The sequence below is a fragment of the Pseudomonas sp. St316 genome, from assembly GCF_018325905.1.
Taxonomy (GTDB): Bacteria; Pseudomonadota; Gammaproteobacteria; order Pseudomonadales; family Pseudomonadaceae; genus Aquipseudomonas.
Genome location: NZ_AP021901.1, coordinates 811,136 through 827,437 on the forward strand (window position 1 = coordinate 811,136; position 16,302 = coordinate 827,437).

Sequence of the window (16,302 nt, forward strand, 5' to 3'; positions counted from 1 at the left end):
CGGTTCAGCTTAGTTGCTCTTTGTGGCCGCGTCGTTCAATGCAGCACTTTGCAACGCTTTACGTGCCTGCTGTTTGCGCAGCAGTTGCCAGTGGGAAAGGACCGTCCTCGGCGCCCACATCTGTGGTTCGGACGCTTCGAAATTGTCGGCCTGTTCCCGTTCCGCCACGGTAGCCTTGGCCCGCTTGAAGGCCTGCTCCAGGTCGTCGGTCTGGTTCAGCGCCTGGGCAAACAGCGCATCGCCGAAATAGGTGAAGTTGGCCTCTTCGGAACAGCCGAAGGACACCCGGTCGGCCCGGGAGGCGGTCATGACCAACGTGCGTTCATCCTTGAGCGCCGGGATGAAACCGCCGGAATAACAGGCCGAGATCACCACGATCTTGTCGCGGTTCTTCAGTGGCGCCAGCACCACGGCCAGCTCATCGGCCGGCAGGTCGGCCAGTTCCATGCGCGGCTGGTCGAGCACCAGCTCATGTTCGCTGGTGCCGTGGCTGGTCAGGTAGATGAAAATCAGGTCTTCCGGGCCGCTGCGTTCGGCCAGGGTGGCAACGGCGCGGCGCAGGCTTTCGCGGGTGGCCATGGGGCGGTCGCCAAGGTGATCGCGGTGGTTGACCAGGCGGATCTGCCCGAACGCGCCGAAACGGCTGGCGAGCATGTTGGCGACATAGTCGGATTCGCGCAGGAACACGCTTTGCTTGCCGTCGCCGCCCAGGGTCAGGCTATACAGCTCCACTGCCGGGGTCGAGGCCGGGATGTTGGCCAGGGCATCCTCCAGCAGGCGGCCCTGGGCCAGCAGGCCGAGTTCGAGCACATCCGGTAGCAGCCTGCCGTCAGCGTCGCGCAGCCGCTGGCCGTTGGCCCAGGTGCCGCTTTGCACGGTGCCGTCGGTCATCACCAGGGTGCCGAGCCCGTGGTAACTGTCGTTTTCGAACTGCCCGGTGTAAAAACTGCCGTCGGGCAGGTTCAGGCGGCCCTGGCCGGTAAAGCGCCAATCATTGAATTGACCGAGATAATGGCTGCCGTCGGCGCCGATCAGTTCGCCCTTGCCGGTCAGCGCGCCATCCTTGAATTGGCCGATCCAGACATCGCCGTCGGCATTTTCGTAGCGACCGCGACCGTTGAGCTGGTTGTTCTTGAAGCCGCCGACATAGACATCGCCATCGGCGCTGTTGAAGGTGCCCTTGCCCTGCAGTTGCCCATCGACAAATTTGCCGGTGAACTGGTTGCCGCTGGCATCGAAGCGCTGGCCTTCACCGTTGGGCTTGCCGTTGGCGAAGGGGCCTTGGTACTGGCTGCCGTCGTCGAGTTCCAGGCGTCCGAGACCGGAATAGCGGTCGGCCTTGAACTCGCCCCGGTAGGTCATGCCGTTTTCCTTGAGCGTCCCTTCACCGTCCCGTCGCCCCAGCTTGAAGCCGCCGGTGTAGCTGCTGGTCGGTGTGGTCAAGCTGCCCTGGCCGTGGAACAGCCCCTGCTGGAACTGGCCGCGATAGACCTCGCCATTGCTGCCATGCCATTCCCCGGTACCGTGCCACTGGCCTTTGTCGAACTGCCCGGCGTACCAGCTGCCATTGGGGTAATCGATGCGCCCCTGACCTTGCAGCAGCCCATCCACCAGGTCGCCGCGATAGCGGCCGCCGTCGGGCAGGCGCGCGTCGGGAGGCAGCGGCGATTCGCCGTTGCCACAGGCGGTGAGCAGCAGGGTCAGGGTCAGTGGGACGAATAAGCGCATAACGGGATCCAGGTCATCAGGCCATGAGTATGCCGCAGCTATACGCGTTAGATACAGAGAAGCGATGCGAAACTGCCTGGGCGGTTTCGCATGTGCGCAGGTTTACACGAAGCAGAGCGACAGCGGCTCGGCGATATAGGCCGGTTTTTCCGAGCCTTCGATTTCCAGCGTGGCGGTGGCCTTGAGCAGCCATTGGCCGGGTTTTTTCTCGGTGACTTCCACCAGGTCGACCTTGAGCCGCACCTTGGAATCGACTTTTACCGGTTGGATGAAGCGCACGCTGTCCAGCCCGTAGTTGACGACCATCTTCACGCCCTCGGGCAGGATCAGGATGTCTTCCATCAGCTTGGGCATCAGCGACAGCGACAGGAAACCGTGGGCAATGGTGCTGCCAAACGGGGTCTGCGCGGCCTTGACCGGATCGACGTGGATGAACTGAAAGTCGCCAGTGGCTTCGGCGAACAGGTTGATGCGCTCCTGATCGATGGTGAGCCATTCGGAACGTCCAAGTTCCTTGCCGACATAATCTTTGAGCGCTGCAACGGGGACGTAGGGCATTGAGACTCTCCTTGGGTTCATCGGTTTTGCTTTTTCTGAAACGGGGATTTGCCTCCCCGGAGAACCACTGTAGATCAACATGGCGCGCAAGGAAGGTCACCGAACATGCTTTTTACGAATGCCGACCCATAGCGCGGGCATGCTTATAATGCCGGCGCATTCTTTGCGATTCCGTTCATTTGACGTGTGCGTTTGATTTCGTGGCGAGGGAGCTTGCTCCCGCTGGGCTGCGCAGCGGCCCCATTTTATGAGCGCTTCGCACTCAAGCGGGAGCAAGCTCCCTCGCCACACAATCACGCCGTGAACCGAATTGGCGCGTTCATTGAGTTTGTTGCAGGGGAGAGAGCGGATGTTGCTACGGGGCCTGACCTGGCTGGTGCTGTTTCAATTGCTGGGCACTGCGATCAATCATTTGTTCTTGCCGGTGTTGCCGGGGCCGATCATTGGCCTGCTGTTGCTGCTGGGCTACCTGGTGATGCGCGGCGAAGTCAGCGAGCCGTTGAACCTGGCCGCCAGCAGCCTGCTGCGTTATCTGCCATTGCTGCTGGTGCCGCCCGCCGTGGGGGTGATGGTCTATGCCCGGGCGATTGCCGCCGATTTCTGGGCCATCGTCGGTGCGTTGACGTTGTCGCTGGTGTTGTCCGTGGCGTTGACGGGGCTGCTGATGCAGCGCCTGGCCCGGCGTCACGTCGCCGCCCCGGAGGACAGCCAATGATGCTCGACTGGCAAGGTGCCTGGGCCTCGGTGATCCATCATCCGCTGTTTGGCATCGGCATCACCCTGGGCGCCTATCAACTGGTGCTGGCGGCGTTCGAAAAGACCCGCTGGGTGTTCCTGCAACCGGTGCTGATGTCGATGGTGCTGTTGATCGGCGTGTTGGTCGGCTGTGGCATCGGCTACGCCGAATACCGCAAGAGCACCGAGATCCTCAGCATCCTGCTGGGCCCGGCCACGGTCGCCCTGGCGGTGCCGTTGTATTTGAACTTGCGACGGATCCGGCAGTTGTTCTGGCCGATTTTTACTACGCTGGTGATAGCTGGGGTGTTCGCCACGGGCTCTGCGGTGGTGTTGGGCTGGGCGTTTGGCGCCGAGCACATGATTCTGATGACCATGGCCCCCAAATCCGTGACCTCGCCGATCGCCATGCTGGTGGCCGAGCAGATCGGCGGCGTGGCGGCGATGGCGGCGGTGTTTGTGTTGATTACCGGTGTGCTCGGGGCGATCCTCGGTCCGAGCATTCTGACCAAGCTGGGTGTCCATAACCCAGAAGCCCGGGGCATGGCCCTGGGGCTGGCGGCCCATGCGGTGGGTACGTCGGTGGCGTTGCAGGAAAGCGAGGAGACAGGCGCCTTTGCGGCGCTGGCGATGAGTCTGATGGGCGTGGCCACGGCGGTGTTGCTGCCGTTGGTGGTGTCGATGACGGTTTAAGGAACTGGTTATGAGCTTGCCGCTTTTCCCGTTGAACACTGTGCTGTTCCCCGGTTGCATCCTCGACTTGCAGATTTTCGAGGCGCGTTACCTCGACATGATCGGGCGCTGCATGAAAAAGGGTGAAGGCTTCGGTGTGGTGTGCATCCTCGATGGTGAGGAAGTCGGCATCGCGCCTGAAGGCTACGCGCGGGTCGGTTGCGAAGCGCGCATCACCGATTTCTCCCAGCAGGACAATGGTCTGCTGGGCATTCGGGTGCAGGGCGGGCGGCGCTTTATCGTCCATGGCAGCAGCGTCCAGGCGGATCAACTGACGGTCGCGGAGGTCGAGTGGCTGGAAGATGAACCGGAGCAACCGCTGCAAGAGGAAGACGCCGATCTGGTGGCGCTGCTCAAGGCTCTGGCCGAGCACCCGATGGTCGAGGCGCTGAACATGGGCGCCGAAGCGACCGGCCAGCAATCGCTGGCCAATCAACTGGCCTACCTGCTGCCGTTCAATGAGCTGGACAAGATCGACCTGCTGCAACTCGATGATCCCCAGCAGCGGCTGGATGCGATCCAGGCGTTGCTCGATGAGTTGCAGGGCGAGTTGTTCGCCTGATCTAGCGCCTGCTCACTGAATAGCGCTGAACCCTTGTGGGAGCGAGCTTGCTCGCGATAGCGTCGGGTCAGCAGGCTTCATCTTGACTGGCCCGTCGCAATCGCGAGCAAGCTCGCTCCCACAGTCGATCGCATTCTTTCTGCAGTAACTCGGCCCCCTGTGGGAGCGAGCTTGCTCGCGATTGCTGCCTCCAGTTTCAATAGGCATACCGCAACATCGCATGCGGCAAGTGCCGCAGCGCGAAGAAGCTGAACGCCGCCACCAGCGTCGGCAGGACCAGCCACCAGACTTTCGGCGGCATGGCCGGCAGTGGGGTCTGGCGCTGGCTCAACCACAGGGCGGCGGCGCAGACGCAGGCGGCAAGCATGGCGCCGGCGATGATGTCGCTCGGCCAGTGCGCTCCCAGGTAGACCCTTGACAGGGCGATGGCCAGCGCCGGCAGGCAGCCCAGCAGCAGCCAGGTCAGGCGCAGGCGGGGCGGTTGGCCGCGGCCGGCCAGGACGGCGAGGGTCAGGAACAGTGCGAACGAGCCAGAGGCATGGCCGCTGGGCATGCTGTAGCTGGTCAGCGGATCGGTAAGGATTTCCGGGCGTACCCGGGCAAAGAAGTGCTTGCTGCCGGTGTTGGCCAGGGCGGTGATCAGCATCGTGCCCCCGGCAAAAATTGCCTGCCGCCATTGGCGCGCCAGCAACAGCAGGGCGGTCAGCAGGGCGCTGAAGATCAGCATGAAGCGGAATTCGCCGATCAGCGTGAAGGTCACGGCGATTTCGTCCAGCATCGGGCTGCGATGCTCCTGGACCAGTGTCATCAGCCCTTGGTCGAAGGCCGTGAGGTAGCGAAAGCCGATGAACAAGCCGATCAGGATCACCAGGCCCAGGCCTGCAATCAGCGCCGTGGCATGCCGGTGGCGACGCAGGCTGCTGTTGACGCTCAGCCCGATCATCACTGCGATGCTACCGACGACCACCCCGGCCTGCGGCCAGAAACCTTCGGGCAACGGCAGGCGAAACGCCGCCCCGGTGGCCCAGCCCGGCAGCAGGTAGGCCACGGTCCAGCCTGTCGCGGCCAGCACGCTGACGGCGGCGAAACGCGGGAATGGCATGTCGCACATCCCGGCCACCATCGGCAACATGGGCCGTAGCGGGCCGATAAAACGGCCCACCAGCAGGCTGGCGATGCCGTAGCGCTGGAAATAGTTTTCCGCAGCGCTCATCCATTCCGGGTGTTGCCGCAGCCCCGGCAGGCGCCGGATGTTCTGGTGGAAATGCCGGCCGAGGAAGTACGACACCAGGTCCCCCAGCAAGCCGCCGAGCAGGCCCAGCAGCAATGTCTCGCCCAAGGACAGCGCGCCGCTGCCGGCCAGCACGGCGATGGCAAACAACAGCACCGTACCCGGCACGATCAGGCCGGCGATGGCCAGGCACTCCACGCAGGCGACGATGAACACCGCCACCGCCAGCCATTGCGGGTTGACGGTCAACCAGCCGGTGATGCTATCGAGCCATGGGCCCATAAGAACAACTCCATTGAATAGTAAGCGGCATGCATTTTTTACTGTGGGGAGAGCTTGTGGGAGCAAAGCTTGCTCGCGACGAACGATGACGCGACCTTATTGTTGATCCGTGTCGCCTGCATCGCGGGCAAGCCTTGCTCCCACAAGCCCGCTCCCACAGGGAGATGCGGTATTTCATCAGGGCAACAAAAAATAATCGCGCCCTTCAACCTGTCCGCGTCGCAACGGGTTGCGGGTGCACCACGGCGCATAGGCCGCGTCGACGAAGCGGTAGGGCAGATGTTCGTCCCGTCCCTGGGGAATGCCCAGGCGGGTGGTCTGGATTGCATTGACCGTCGGCACGCCGACATCTTCCACCAGCAGGCGCTCGGGGTCGAAACGTTTGGCGTCCCAGTCCGGCACTTTCAGCTCCAGGGCTTTGCACAACAAGGTCTGGCCGGCACAGAGTTTTTGCGGTATGCGCGGCCGTCCTTGGGCGTCGGGGTTGTTGAGCAGCATCTGCGCCAGGCTCGCCGGCCCGGAAAGGGCGTCGACCCACGGGTACGCCGATTTGATCAGCACTGCATTGCCGGGACCTTGGGCGCTGAAGTTCAACGAATCGCCGCCCCGGGCGTAGTACATATAGATGTGGCCGCCATCCAGAAACAAAGCCTTACGTTTTTCTGTGTAACCCAACGAGGCGTGGCTGCCCTTTTCGGCAAAGTAGTACGCCTCGGTCTCAATGATCCGCGCGCTAAGCCACAAGTCACCCACCTTGTGACGAATGACTTTGCCCAGCAGGTCCTTGGCAAGCACCTGGGCGTCGCGTTCGAAAAAGGCGTGGGGCAGGGCGTTGGGCAATGGCAAATCGGTCATGGTGTTAAACGAAGTGAGGCCAAAGGAAGCGCGATGATAGCAATGGAAAGCTTAATCACCGCTGAACAGTCGCTTCAACCGGCTGTTTACGCCGGTTTTGCTCCTCCGCCGGTCACTGCTGTGAGTCCATGCTGTTAGTCGCGGGTTACGACAGCTATAATCTGCCGCTTTCCTCATCGCCAAGACCACACAGACCATGACTGAGTCCGTTCTTGACTACATGACCCGCCTGGGTCGCGCCGCTCGCCAAGCGTCGCGCATCATCGGCCGGGCCAGCACCGCGCAGAAAAACCGCGCCCTGCAGGCCGCCGCCAATGCGCTGGATGCTGCGCGTGCCGAGTTGTCCGCCGCCAACGAGCTGGACCTGGCCGCTGGTCGGGCCAATGGCCTAGAACCGGCCATGCTCGAGCGCCTGGCGCTGACCCCGGCCCGCATCGACGGCATGATCGTCGGTCTGCGCCAGGTCGCGGCGCTGCCGGACCCGGTCGGCGCGATCCGCGACATGAGCTACCGGCCGTCGGGCATCCAGGTGGGCAAGATGCGCGTGCCCCTGGGCGTGGTCGGGATCATCTACGAGTCGCGGCCGAACGTGACCATCGACGCCGCGAGCCTGTGCCTGAAGTCGGGCAACGCGACCATCCTGCGTGGCGGCTCCGAGGCGATTCATTCCAACCGTGCCATTGCTGCCTGCATCCAGCGCGGCCTGGCCGAGGCCGATCTGCCGGCGGCCGTGGTGCAAGTGGTGGAAACCACCGACCGTGCCGCCGTCGGCGCACTGATCACCATGCCCGAGTTTGTCGATGTCATCGTGCCCCGTGGCGGCAAGGGCCTGATCGAACGGGTCAGCCGTGACGCCCGCGTGCCGGTGATCAAGCACCTGGACGGCATCTGCCACGTCTACGTCAGCGCTCACGCCGACTTGCCGAAGGCCCAACGCATCGCCTTCAACGCCAAGACCTACCGCTACGGTATCTGCGGCGCGATGGAAACGCTGCTGGTGGACCAGACCGTTGCCCAGGACTTCCTGCCGTCGATGGCTGCCCAGTTCCGCGAAAAAGGCGTCGAACTGCGCGGTTGCGAGCGCACCCGGGCGATCATCGAGGCCGTTGCGGCCACGCAAGAAGACTGGGACACCGAATACTTGGCGCCGATCCTGTCGATCCGTGTGGTCGACGGGGTGGAGGAGGCCATCGAGCACATCAACCGCCACGGCTCACACCACACCGATTCCATTGTCAGTGAAAACCTGGCTGAAACCCGGCGCTTCGTGGCTGAAGTGGATTCGGCGTCGGTGATGATCAACACCCCGACCTGCTTCGCCGACGGCTTCGAATACGGATTAGGTGCCGAGATCGGCATTTCTACTGATAAGCTGCACGCCCGCGGCCCGGTGGGCCTTGAAGGCCTGACCTGCGAGAAGTACATCGTGGTCGGTGACGGCCAGTTGCGCGGACAGGAGCCGGTCTGACTTGGGCGACCTCGACCCGTCAGCCGCAGTGACGACAACCCCGCCCCGGCGCATCGGTATCCTGGGCGGCACGTTCGACCCGGTGCACATCGGCCATTTGCGCGGTGCGCTGGAAGTCGCCGACGCCCTGGCCCTCGATGAGCTACGCCTGACGCCCAACGCCCGGCCGCCTCACCGGGATACGCCGCAGGTGTCGGCGCAGGACCGCCTGGCGATGGTCGAGTGCGCGGTGGCCGGTGTGGCACCGTTGGTGGTGGACGCCCGCGAATTGCAGCGGGACAAACCGTCCTACACCATTGATACCCTGGAGCTGATGCGCGCCGAACTGGCCGTTGATGCCCAGGTTTTTCTGCTTCTGGGCTGGGACGCATTTTGCGGCCTGCCCACTTGGCATCGCTGGGAAGAGTTGCTCCAGCATTGCCACATCCTGGTGCTGCAACGCCCGGATGCCGACAGCGAGCCGCCGGATGCCTTGCGCAACCTGCTGGCGGCCCGCTCGGTGAGCGACCCGCTGGCCTTGAAAGGGCCGAGCGGACAGATTGCATTCGTCTGGCAGACGCCGCTCGCGGTATCCGCCACCCAGATCCGTCAACTGCTGGCCAGCGGTAAGTCGGTACGTTTCCTGGTGCCCGACGCGGTCCTGGCCTACATCGATGCGCACGGGCTGTACCGTGCGTCGAACTGAAAGAGGCGCGCTTCAAGGCACGTGAATGCGTGTAGCGAAGCGCCCGAACATACGAGCAAAACGAGTTTTATATGACTGACAAAGACGTAAACAAAGTAAAGCGCAAAGGCACGTTCAAAAGCGCCCCGCTGCCGGTAGAGGCCCACACCGGCGTCGTACTGGCTGGTGAAGAGCTGGTCAAGGTGGCCGTTGCCGCCCTGGAAGACGTCAAGGCCCAGGACATCCAGGTGATCGACGTTCGTGAAAAGCAGAGCATCACGGACTACATGATCATCGCCACCGGTACCTCCAACCGCCAGATCGGCGCGATGCTGGACAAGGTCCGCGAAGCGGTCAAGGCCCAGGGCGTCAAGCCGCTGGGTGAAGAAGGCAAGGGCGACAGCGACTGGGTCCTGCTGGACATGGACGATGTCATCGTGCACATGATGACTGCTTCGGCGCGCCAGTTCTACGACCTGGAGCGCCTGTGGGCCGGTGCCGAGCAGAGCCGTTCGGCCAGCGCCGCGCACCACAGCCCGGAAAACCCCCATGAGCACTTCACCAAGCTCAACAAAGACCAGCAATAAGGGACCGCTGTGCGACTGCGCCTGATCGCCGTCGGTTCTCGCATGCCCAAGTGGGTGGAAGAAGGCTGGCATGAATATGCCAAGCGTCTTCCGTCCGAGCTGGCGCTGGAACTGGTGGAAATTCCGCTCAACACCCGTGGCAAGAACGCCGACGTGGCGCGCTTCATCCGCCAGGAAGGCGAAGCCATGTTGGCCAAGGTCGGGCCGAACGAGCGCATTGTCACCCTCGAAGTCCATGGCAAGCCCTGGAGCACCGAGCAGTTGGCGGTGGAGCTCGATCGCTGGCGGCTGGATTCGCGCACGGTCAATTTCATGGTCGGTGGCCCGGAAGGGCTGGCGCCGGAAGTCTGTGCCCGGGCCGATCAGCGCTGGTCATTGTCGCCGTTGACGTTGCCACACCCGCTGGTGCGGATCCTGATCGGCGAACAGCTGTATCGTGCCTGGACAGTCCTGTCCGGGCACCCTTACCACAAGTAAGCCTGCCCCATGCCCCAGCCGATCCGCATCAAGGACCACGAAAAAGACGCCCGTCTGGTGCGGGGCCGCGTCGTGTTCGGCGCCATTACCGTGGTGACGCTGATCGGGGTGCTGATCGCGCGGCTGTATTTCCTCCAGGTGATCCAGTACGAGTATCACTCGACCCTGTCGGAAAACAACCGGGTGCATGTGCAGCCGATTCCGCCGACCCGCGGGCTGATCTTCGACCGCAACGGCGTGGTGGTGGCCGATAACCGGCCCAGCTTCAGCCTGAGCATGACCCGCGAGCGCTCCGGCGACTGGCAGCAGGTGCTCGACGTAATCGTCGAAGTGCTGCAACTCACGCCCGAGGACCGGGCGATCTTCGAGAAACGCATGCGCCAGGGCCGGCGACCGTTCGAGCCGGTGCCGATCCTGTTCGAGTTGACCGAAGAGCAGATCGCCCTGATCGCCGTGAACCAGTTCCGCCTGCCTGGCGTCGAGGTGGTGGCGCAATTGGTGCGGCATTATCCCCAGGGGCCGCACTTCGCCCACTCGGTCGGCTACATGGGGCGGATCAACGAGAAAGAGCTCAAGACCCTCGATCCGGTCAATTACAGCGGCACCCACCATATAGGCAAGACCGGCATCGAGCGTTTCTACGAGCCCGAGCTGCATGGCCAGGTGGGTTACGAGGAAGTCGAGACCAACGCCCGCGGCCGCGTATTGCGGGTGCTCAAGCGTACCGATCCGATTCCCGGCAAGGACATCGTCCTGAGCCTGGACATCAAGCTGCAAGAGGCCGCCGAAGCGGCGCTGGGCGGCCGGCGTGGGGCCGTGGTGGCGCTGGACCCGAACACCGGCGAGGTCCTGGCGATGGTCAGCCAGCCGAGTTTCGACCCGAACCTGTTCGTCACCGGGATCAGCTTCAAGGCCTACGCCGAGTTGCGCGATTCCATCGACCGACCGCTGTTCAACCGTGTGCTGCGCGGCCTCTATCCGCCGGGCTCGACCATCAAGCCGGCCGTGGCGATTGCCGGGCTGGACTCCGGCGTGGTGACCGCGTCGAGCCGGGTCTTTGACCCCGGCTATTACATGCTGCCCAACTACGACCACAAGTACCGCAACTGGAACCGCACCGGCGACGGTTATGTGGACCTGGAAACGGCCATCATGCGTTCCAACGACACCTACTTCTATGACCTGGCCCACAAGCTGGGGATCGATCGGTTGTCGTCCTACATGAACAAGTTTGGCCTGGGTCAGAAAGTCTCCCTGGACATGTTCGAAGAGTCGCCCGGTCTGATGCCATCCCGGGAATGGAAGCGCGTGACCCGGCGCCAGGCCTGGTTCCCTGGCGAAACCCTGATCCTGGGGATCGGCCAGGGCTACATGCAGGCCACGCCCTTGCAACTGGCCCAGGCCACAGCGCTGGTGGCGAGCAAGGGCAAGTGGTATCGCCCGCACCTGGCCAGGACCATCGAAGGCCAGAAACCCCTGGACCCGGACCCGATGCCGGACATCATCCTGCGCAATCCGTCGGACTGGCAGAAGGTCAACAACGGCATGCAGCAGGTGATGCACGGCGCCCGGGGCACCGCCCGCAAGGCGGCCATCGGCGCGCAGTACCGGATTGCCGGCAAGAGTGGTACGGCCCAGGTCGTCGCCATCAAGCAGGGCGAGAAGTACGACCGCTCCAAGGTCCAGGAACGCCACCGCGACCACGCCTTGTTCGTTGGCTTCGCGCCGGCCGACAACCCGAAGATCGTCGTGGCGGTGATGGTCGAGAACGGTGAGTCGGGTTCCGGCGTCGCCGCGCCGGTGGTGCGCCAGATCATGGACGCCTGGCTGCTGGATGAGCACGGCCAGCTCAAGCCTGAATACGCAAGCCCGATCACTGCGGAGGCTACGGCCCGTGAAGAATAATTTCGACCGGATCCTCTCCAGCGAGGATGTGATGCGCCGTCGTGCCACCTTGTTGCAGCGCATGCACATCGATGGCCCGTTGCTCATCCTGCTGCTGACCCTCGCCGCAGGTAGCCTGTTCGTGCTGTATTCGGCCAGTGGCAAAAACTGGGACCTGCTGGGTAAGCAGGCCACCTCGTTTGGCATCGGCCTGGTGTCGATGATCGTCATTGCCCAGCTCGAGCCGCGCTTCATGGCCCGCTGGGTGCCGCTGGCCTATGTGGTGGGCGTGAGCCTGCTGGTGGTGGTGGACGTGATGGGTCACAACGCCATGGGCGCCACCCGCTGGATCAACATCCCCGGGGTGATCCGCTTCCAGCCTTCGGAATTCCTCAAGATCATCATGCCGGCGACCATCGCCTGGTACTTGTCCAAGCGCACCCTGCCGCCGCAGCTCAAGCACGTGTGCATCAGCCTGTTGCTGATCGGCATCCCGTTCATCCTGATCGTGCGCCAGCCGGACCTTGGCACTTCGCTGCTGATCCTGGCCGGCGGCGCCTTCGTGCTATTCATGGGCGGGTTGCGCTGGCGCTGGATCCTCAGCGTCATCGCCATCGCCGTGCCGGTGTCGGTGGCCATGTGGTACTTCGTGATGCACGATTACCAGAAGCAACGCATCTTGACCTTCCTCGACCCGGAGAGCGATCCGCTGGGCACCGGCTGGAACATCATCCAGTCCAAGGCCGCCATCGGCTCCGGCGGGGTGTTCGGCAAGGGCTGGCTGATGGGCACCCAGTCGCACCTGGACTTTTTGCCGGAAAGCCACACCGACTTCATCATCGCCGTGATGGGCGAGGAGTTCGGCCTGGTGGGCATCTGCGTGCTGCTGCTGATCTATTTGCTGTTGATCGGCCGGGGGCTGGTGATCACCGCCCAGGCCCAGACGCTGTTCGGCAAGTTGCTGGCGGGCAGCCTGACCATGACGTTTTTTGTTTACGTTTTCGTCAACATCGGTATGGTCAGTGGCCTGTTACCGGTCGTGGGGGTGCCGTTGCCATTCATTAGCTACGGAGGAACTTCGCTGGTGACACTACTGTCAGCGTTTGGGGTTTTGATGTCGATTCATACGCATCGCAAGTGGATCGCGCAGGTTTGAATAAGGTGAAGAGTTCAATGCAAGCAATGCGCGGCTGGTCGACGCGATATGCGCCGTGGGTCGGCCTGGTCGGCTTCCTGGGCGGCGCGTCCCATGCCCAGGCCGGCGAATACGAAGGTTCGCCGCAGGTGGCCGAATTCGTTGGCGAGATGACCCGCGACTACGGTTTTGCCGGTGAGCAGCTGATGGGGGTGTTTCGCGAGGCCGAGCGCAAGCAGTCGATCCTTGACGCCATCTCCCGGCCCGCCGAGCGGGTCAAGCAGTGGAGCGAGTACCGGCCGATGTTCATCACCGAGGCGCGTATCGCCCGGGGCGTGGACTTCTGGCGCCAGCACGAGGCGGCCCTGGCCCGTGCCGAGCAGGAATACGGCGTACCGGCCCAGTTCATCGTGGCGATCATTGGCGTCGAGACTTTCTTTGGCCGTAACACCGGGAATTTCCGGGTGATCGACGCACTGTCGACCCTGGGCTTCGATTACCCGCCGCGCGCCGAATTCTTCCGCAAGGAGCTGCGCGAGTTCCTGCTGCTGGCTCGCGAAGAGCAGGTCGACCCGCTGACCCTCAAGGGTTCCTATGCCGGGGCCATGGGCCTGCCGCAATTCATGCCGAGCAGTTTTCGCGCTTACGCGGTGGACTTCGACGACGACGGCCACATCAATATCTGGACCAACCCGACCGATGCCATCGGCAGTGTTGCCAGCTATTTCAAGCGCCACGGCTGGGAAGCCGGCCAGCCGGTGGTCAGCCGTGCCGATGTGCGGGGCGAGCAGGTGGACGAGGGGCTGACCGAGGGCATCGAGCCGACGAAAACCGTCGGGGAGTTGCGGGCGCTGGGCTGGTCGAGTCATGATGCGCTGCGTGACGACATGCCGGTCACTGCGATACGCCTGGAAGGCGAACAAGGCCCCGAATACTGGATGGGCCTGAAGAATTTCTACGCGATTACGCGTTATAACCGCAGCGTGATGTACGCCATGGCCGTATATCAACTGTCTGAAGAGCTGGTCAAAGCACGGGGCGTCAAATAATGCGGGCATTGCCTACCTATCAACCCCTGAAAGCCAAGCCCCTCAAGCTCGTGGCGTTGGCCGCGCTGTCGCTGTTGGTCGTCAGTTGTTCGACCAGCCGCGCGCCGGCCCAGAAAAACTCCACCGCCGTGCGCGCGACGCCCGGCCTGGACATCAACCGGGCCCACAAGGACGGCGCGCCGTGGTGGGACGTGGATGTCTCGCGCATTCCCGACGCCACGCCAACCCTGCACACCGGCCCCTACAAGGCCAACCCCTACACGGTGCTGGGCAAGACCTATTTTCCGATGGCCGACTCCAAGCGCTACGTGGCCTCGGGCACGGCGTCCTGGTACGGCACCAAGTTCCACGGCCAGAACACCGCCAACGGCGAAGTGTATGACCTGTACGGCATGAGCGCGGCCCACAAGACCTTGCCGCTGCCCAGCTACGTGCGGGTGACCAACCTGGACAACAACAAGAGCGTGATCCTGCGGGTCAATGACCGTGGGCCGTTCTATTCCGACCGCATCATCGACTTGTCGTATGCGGCGGCGAAAAAACTCGGTTACGCTGAAATCGGCACCGCCCGGGTCAAGGTCGAAGGCATTGACCCGCAGGAATGGTGGGCCCAACGCGGCCGTCCGGCGCCTTTGATGCTCAACGAGCCGAAAGTGGCGCAAAATGCCGCGCCGACCGTGACGGCGTCCACCGGTACGGTCGAGCAGTGGACCCCACCGCCGCAGCAACACGCCGCGGCCGTGCTGCCGGTGCAGATCGATGCAAAAAAAAACGCTTCTGCAACAGCGTCTGGCCAGTTTCTGCAAGTGGGCGCGTTCGCCAACCCGGACGCTGCCGAGCTGTTGAGATCGAAGCTCAGCTCGATGGTGAGCGCCCCGGTGTTCATCAGCTCGATCGTGCGCAACCAGCAGACACTGCATCGGGTGCGCCTGGGGCCGATCGGTTCTCCGGGTGAAGTCCAGCAAGTGCAGAACAGCGTGCGCCTGGCCAATCTCGGTTCGCCGAGCCTGGTCACCGCCGAGTAATTGATTGAGGCCCGCTTGCGGTTGGAGCGGGTCAGGTTGTTGGCTCCATGAATAACAAAAGCCCGGCAAGGGTTGTGAGTGAGCAACTTAAATACGCGGCGACCCGTTAGAAGGTCGCCTGTTCTAGTTTTGCCTTCGGGCAGTCCCATTAGCGATTTCGAGAGACGGATGAACATCACCACCTTTGCCAAACGCCTTTGCCTGCTAGTCCCGCTGCTTCTCTCCCCAGCCGCGTTCGCGGTCGAGATGATGCCTGCGCCTCCTCAATTGGCCGCCAAATCCTTTGTGCTCATGGATGCCAGCAGCGGCGAGGTCCTGGTAGAGAACAACGGTGACCAGCGCCTGCCGCCGGCCAGCCTGACCAAGCTGATGACCGCCTACATCGCCACCCTGGAAATCCGTCGTGGCCAGATCGGTGAAAACGATCCGGTGACCGTCAGCGAAAACGCCTGGCGTACCGGCGGTTCGCGGATGTTCATCAAGGTCGGTTCGCAAGTGACCGTCAGCGACCTGCTGCATGGCATCATCATCCAGTCCGGCAACGACGCCAGCGTCGCCCTGTCCGAGCACATCGCCGGCAGCGAAGATGCGTTCGCCGACATGATGAACAAAACCGTGGCCGACCTGGGCATGACCAACAGCCACTTCATGAACCCCACCGGCCTGCCGAACCCTGAGCACTATTCGTCGGCTCACGACATGGCGCTGTTGGCACGGGCGATCATTCACGAAGACCCGGCGCACTACGCCATCTACTCCCAGAAGGAATTCTTCTGGAACGGTATCAAGCAGCCTAACCGCAACCTGCTGCTGTGGCGCGACAAGACCGTCGATGGCCTGAAGACCGGCCACACCGACGAAGCCGGCTACTGCATGGTGTCCTCGGCCGTGCGTGACGGCATGCGCCTGATCGCCGTCGTCTTCGGCACCAGCAGCGAAGTGGCCCGTGCCGCCGAGACCCAGAAGCTGCTGACCTACGGTTTCCGTTTCTTCGAAACCCAGACCTTCTACCAGAAGGGCACCGAACTGGCCCAGGCCCAGGTCTGGAAAGGCAGCACCAATCAGGTGAAGGCCGGCCTGGCCCAGGACCTGACCATGACCTTGCCTAAAGGCCAGCTCAAGAAGCTCGCTGCCAGCATGACCATGAACCCGCAACTGACCGCTCCCATCGCCAAGGGCGACGTGATCGGTAAAGTCGAAGTCAAACTGGACGACAAAGTGGTGCACAGCGCTGACCTGATCGCTCTGGACGCGGTCGAGGAAGGTGGTATCTTCCGCCGCATGTGGGATAGCATCCGTCTATTCTTCTACGGCTTGTTCAACTGATTGA

16 protein-coding genes are annotated in these 16,302 nt (G+C 63.0%); 12 read left to right on the forward strand and 4 right to left on the reverse strand.

What is annotated here, in order from left to right; genetic code table 11:
- Nucleotides 1-9: 9 nt before the first annotated feature.
- Nucleotides 10-1,728, reverse strand: coding sequence for a C13 family peptidase (locus KI237_RS03530; protein WP_212798829.1), 1,719 nt, complete (start codon nt 1,726-1,728; stop codon nt 10-12).
- Nucleotides 1,729-1,830: 102 nt separating this feature from the next.
- Complete coding sequence (locus tag KI237_RS03535) at nt 1,831-2,286, reverse strand: MaoC family dehydratase (RefSeq protein ID WP_003205908.1); 456 nt, start codon at nt 2,284-2,286, stop codon at nt 1,831-1,833.
- A gap of 349 nt (nt 2,287-2,635) precedes the next feature.
- On the opposite strand from KI237_RS03535, the gene KI237_RS03540 reads away from it, so the two are divergent.
- From KI237_RS03540 to KI237_RS03550, 3 genes are read left to right on the forward strand one after another with little or no spacing between them, the layout of a single operon-like run.
- Complete coding sequence (locus tag KI237_RS03540; RefSeq protein WP_212798830.1) at nt 2,636-3,001, forward strand: CidA/LrgA family protein; 366 nt, start codon at nt 2,636-2,638, stop codon at nt 2,999-3,001.
- Nucleotides 2,998-3,714, forward strand: coding sequence for an LrgB family protein (locus KI237_RS03545; protein ID WP_212798831.1), 717 nt, complete (start codon nt 2,998-3,000; stop codon nt 3,712-3,714). The genes KI237_RS03540 and KI237_RS03545 overlap by 4 nt, the downstream gene beginning before the upstream one ends.
- A gap of 10 nt (nt 3,715-3,724) precedes the next feature.
- On the forward strand, nt 3,725-4,315 hold the full coding sequence (locus KI237_RS03550; protein WP_212798832.1) for an LON peptidase substrate-binding domain-containing protein: 591 nt from the start codon (nt 3,725-3,727) through the stop codon (nt 4,313-4,315).
- Nucleotides 4,316-4,511: 196 nt separating this feature from the next.
- On the opposite strand, the gene KI237_RS03555 is transcribed toward KI237_RS03550, so the two are convergent.
- Nucleotides 4,512-5,828 carry a bifunctional DedA family/phosphatase PAP2 family protein gene (locus KI237_RS03555; RefSeq protein ID WP_212798833.1) on the reverse strand — a complete coding sequence of 439 codons (1,317 nt, stop codon included), beginning with the start codon at nt 5,826-5,828 and terminating at the stop codon, nt 4,512-4,514.
- A 177-nt stretch (nt 5,829-6,005) separates the two neighbouring features.
- Complete coding sequence (locus KI237_RS03560; protein ID WP_212798834.1) at nt 6,006-6,683, reverse strand: DNA-3-methyladenine glycosylase; 678 nt, start codon at nt 6,681-6,683, stop codon at nt 6,006-6,008.
- Between the two features lie 196 nt (nt 6,684-6,879).
- Here KI237_RS03560 and KI237_RS03565 point away from each other — a divergent pair, with 196 nt between their 5' ends.
- The 9 genes from KI237_RS03565 to KI237_RS03605 all read left to right on the forward strand — a co-directional run bounded on the left by KI237_RS03565 (nt 6,880) and on the right by KI237_RS03605 (nt 16,298).
- Entirely contained in the window at nt 6,880-8,151 is a 1,272-nt protein-coding gene (locus KI237_RS03565) for a glutamate-5-semialdehyde dehydrogenase (RefSeq protein WP_212798835.1), read from the forward strand.
- A 1-nt stretch (nt 8,152) separates the two neighbouring features.
- Nucleotides 8,153-8,836: a nicotinate-nucleotide adenylyltransferase gene (nadD, locus tag KI237_RS03570; RefSeq protein ID WP_212798836.1), complete on the forward strand. Its 684-nt coding sequence runs from the start codon at nt 8,153-8,155 to the stop codon at nt 8,834-8,836.
- Between the two features lie 71 nt (nt 8,837-8,907).
- Nucleotides 8,908-9,402, forward strand: coding sequence for a ribosome silencing factor (gene rsfS / locus KI237_RS03575; RefSeq protein WP_003205895.1), 495 nt, complete (start codon nt 8,908-8,910; stop codon nt 9,400-9,402).
- A gap of 9 nt (nt 9,403-9,411) precedes the next feature.
- On the forward strand, nt 9,412-9,879 hold the full coding sequence (gene rlmH, locus KI237_RS03580; protein ID WP_003185785.1) for a 23S rRNA (pseudouridine(1915)-N(3))-methyltransferase RlmH: 468 nt from the start codon (nt 9,412-9,414) through the stop codon (nt 9,877-9,879).
- 9 nt (nt 9,880-9,888) lie between these two features.
- Nucleotides 9,889-11,784 (forward strand): penicillin-binding protein 2, encoded by a 1,896-nt coding sequence (gene mrdA / locus KI237_RS03585; RefSeq protein WP_212798837.1) that lies wholly within the window; start codon nt 9,889-9,891, stop codon nt 11,782-11,784.
- A 31-nt stretch (nt 11,785-11,815) separates the two neighbouring features.
- On the forward strand, nt 11,816-12,919 hold the full coding sequence (rodA, locus tag KI237_RS03590; protein ID WP_212800547.1) for a rod shape-determining protein RodA: 1,104 nt from the start codon (nt 11,816-11,818) through the stop codon (nt 12,917-12,919).
- Nucleotides 12,920-12,936: 17 nt separating this feature from the next.
- Nucleotides 12,937-13,947, forward strand: a complete 1,011-nt coding sequence (mltB, locus tag KI237_RS03595; RefSeq protein ID WP_212798838.1) for a lytic murein transglycosylase B — start codon at nt 12,937-12,939, stop codon at nt 13,945-13,947.
- Nucleotides 13,947-14,972 (forward strand): septal ring lytic transglycosylase RlpA family protein, encoded by a 1,026-nt coding sequence (locus KI237_RS03600; protein WP_212798839.1) that lies wholly within the window; start codon nt 13,947-13,949, stop codon nt 14,970-14,972. The genes mltB and KI237_RS03600 overlap by 1 nt, the downstream gene beginning before the upstream one ends.
- A gap of 168 nt (nt 14,973-15,140) precedes the next feature.
- Nucleotides 15,141-16,298: a D-alanyl-D-alanine carboxypeptidase family protein gene (locus tag KI237_RS03605; RefSeq protein WP_212798840.1), complete on the forward strand. Its 1,158-nt coding sequence runs from the start codon at nt 15,141-15,143 to the stop codon at nt 16,296-16,298.
- Nucleotides 16,299-16,302: the final 4 nt, after the last annotated feature.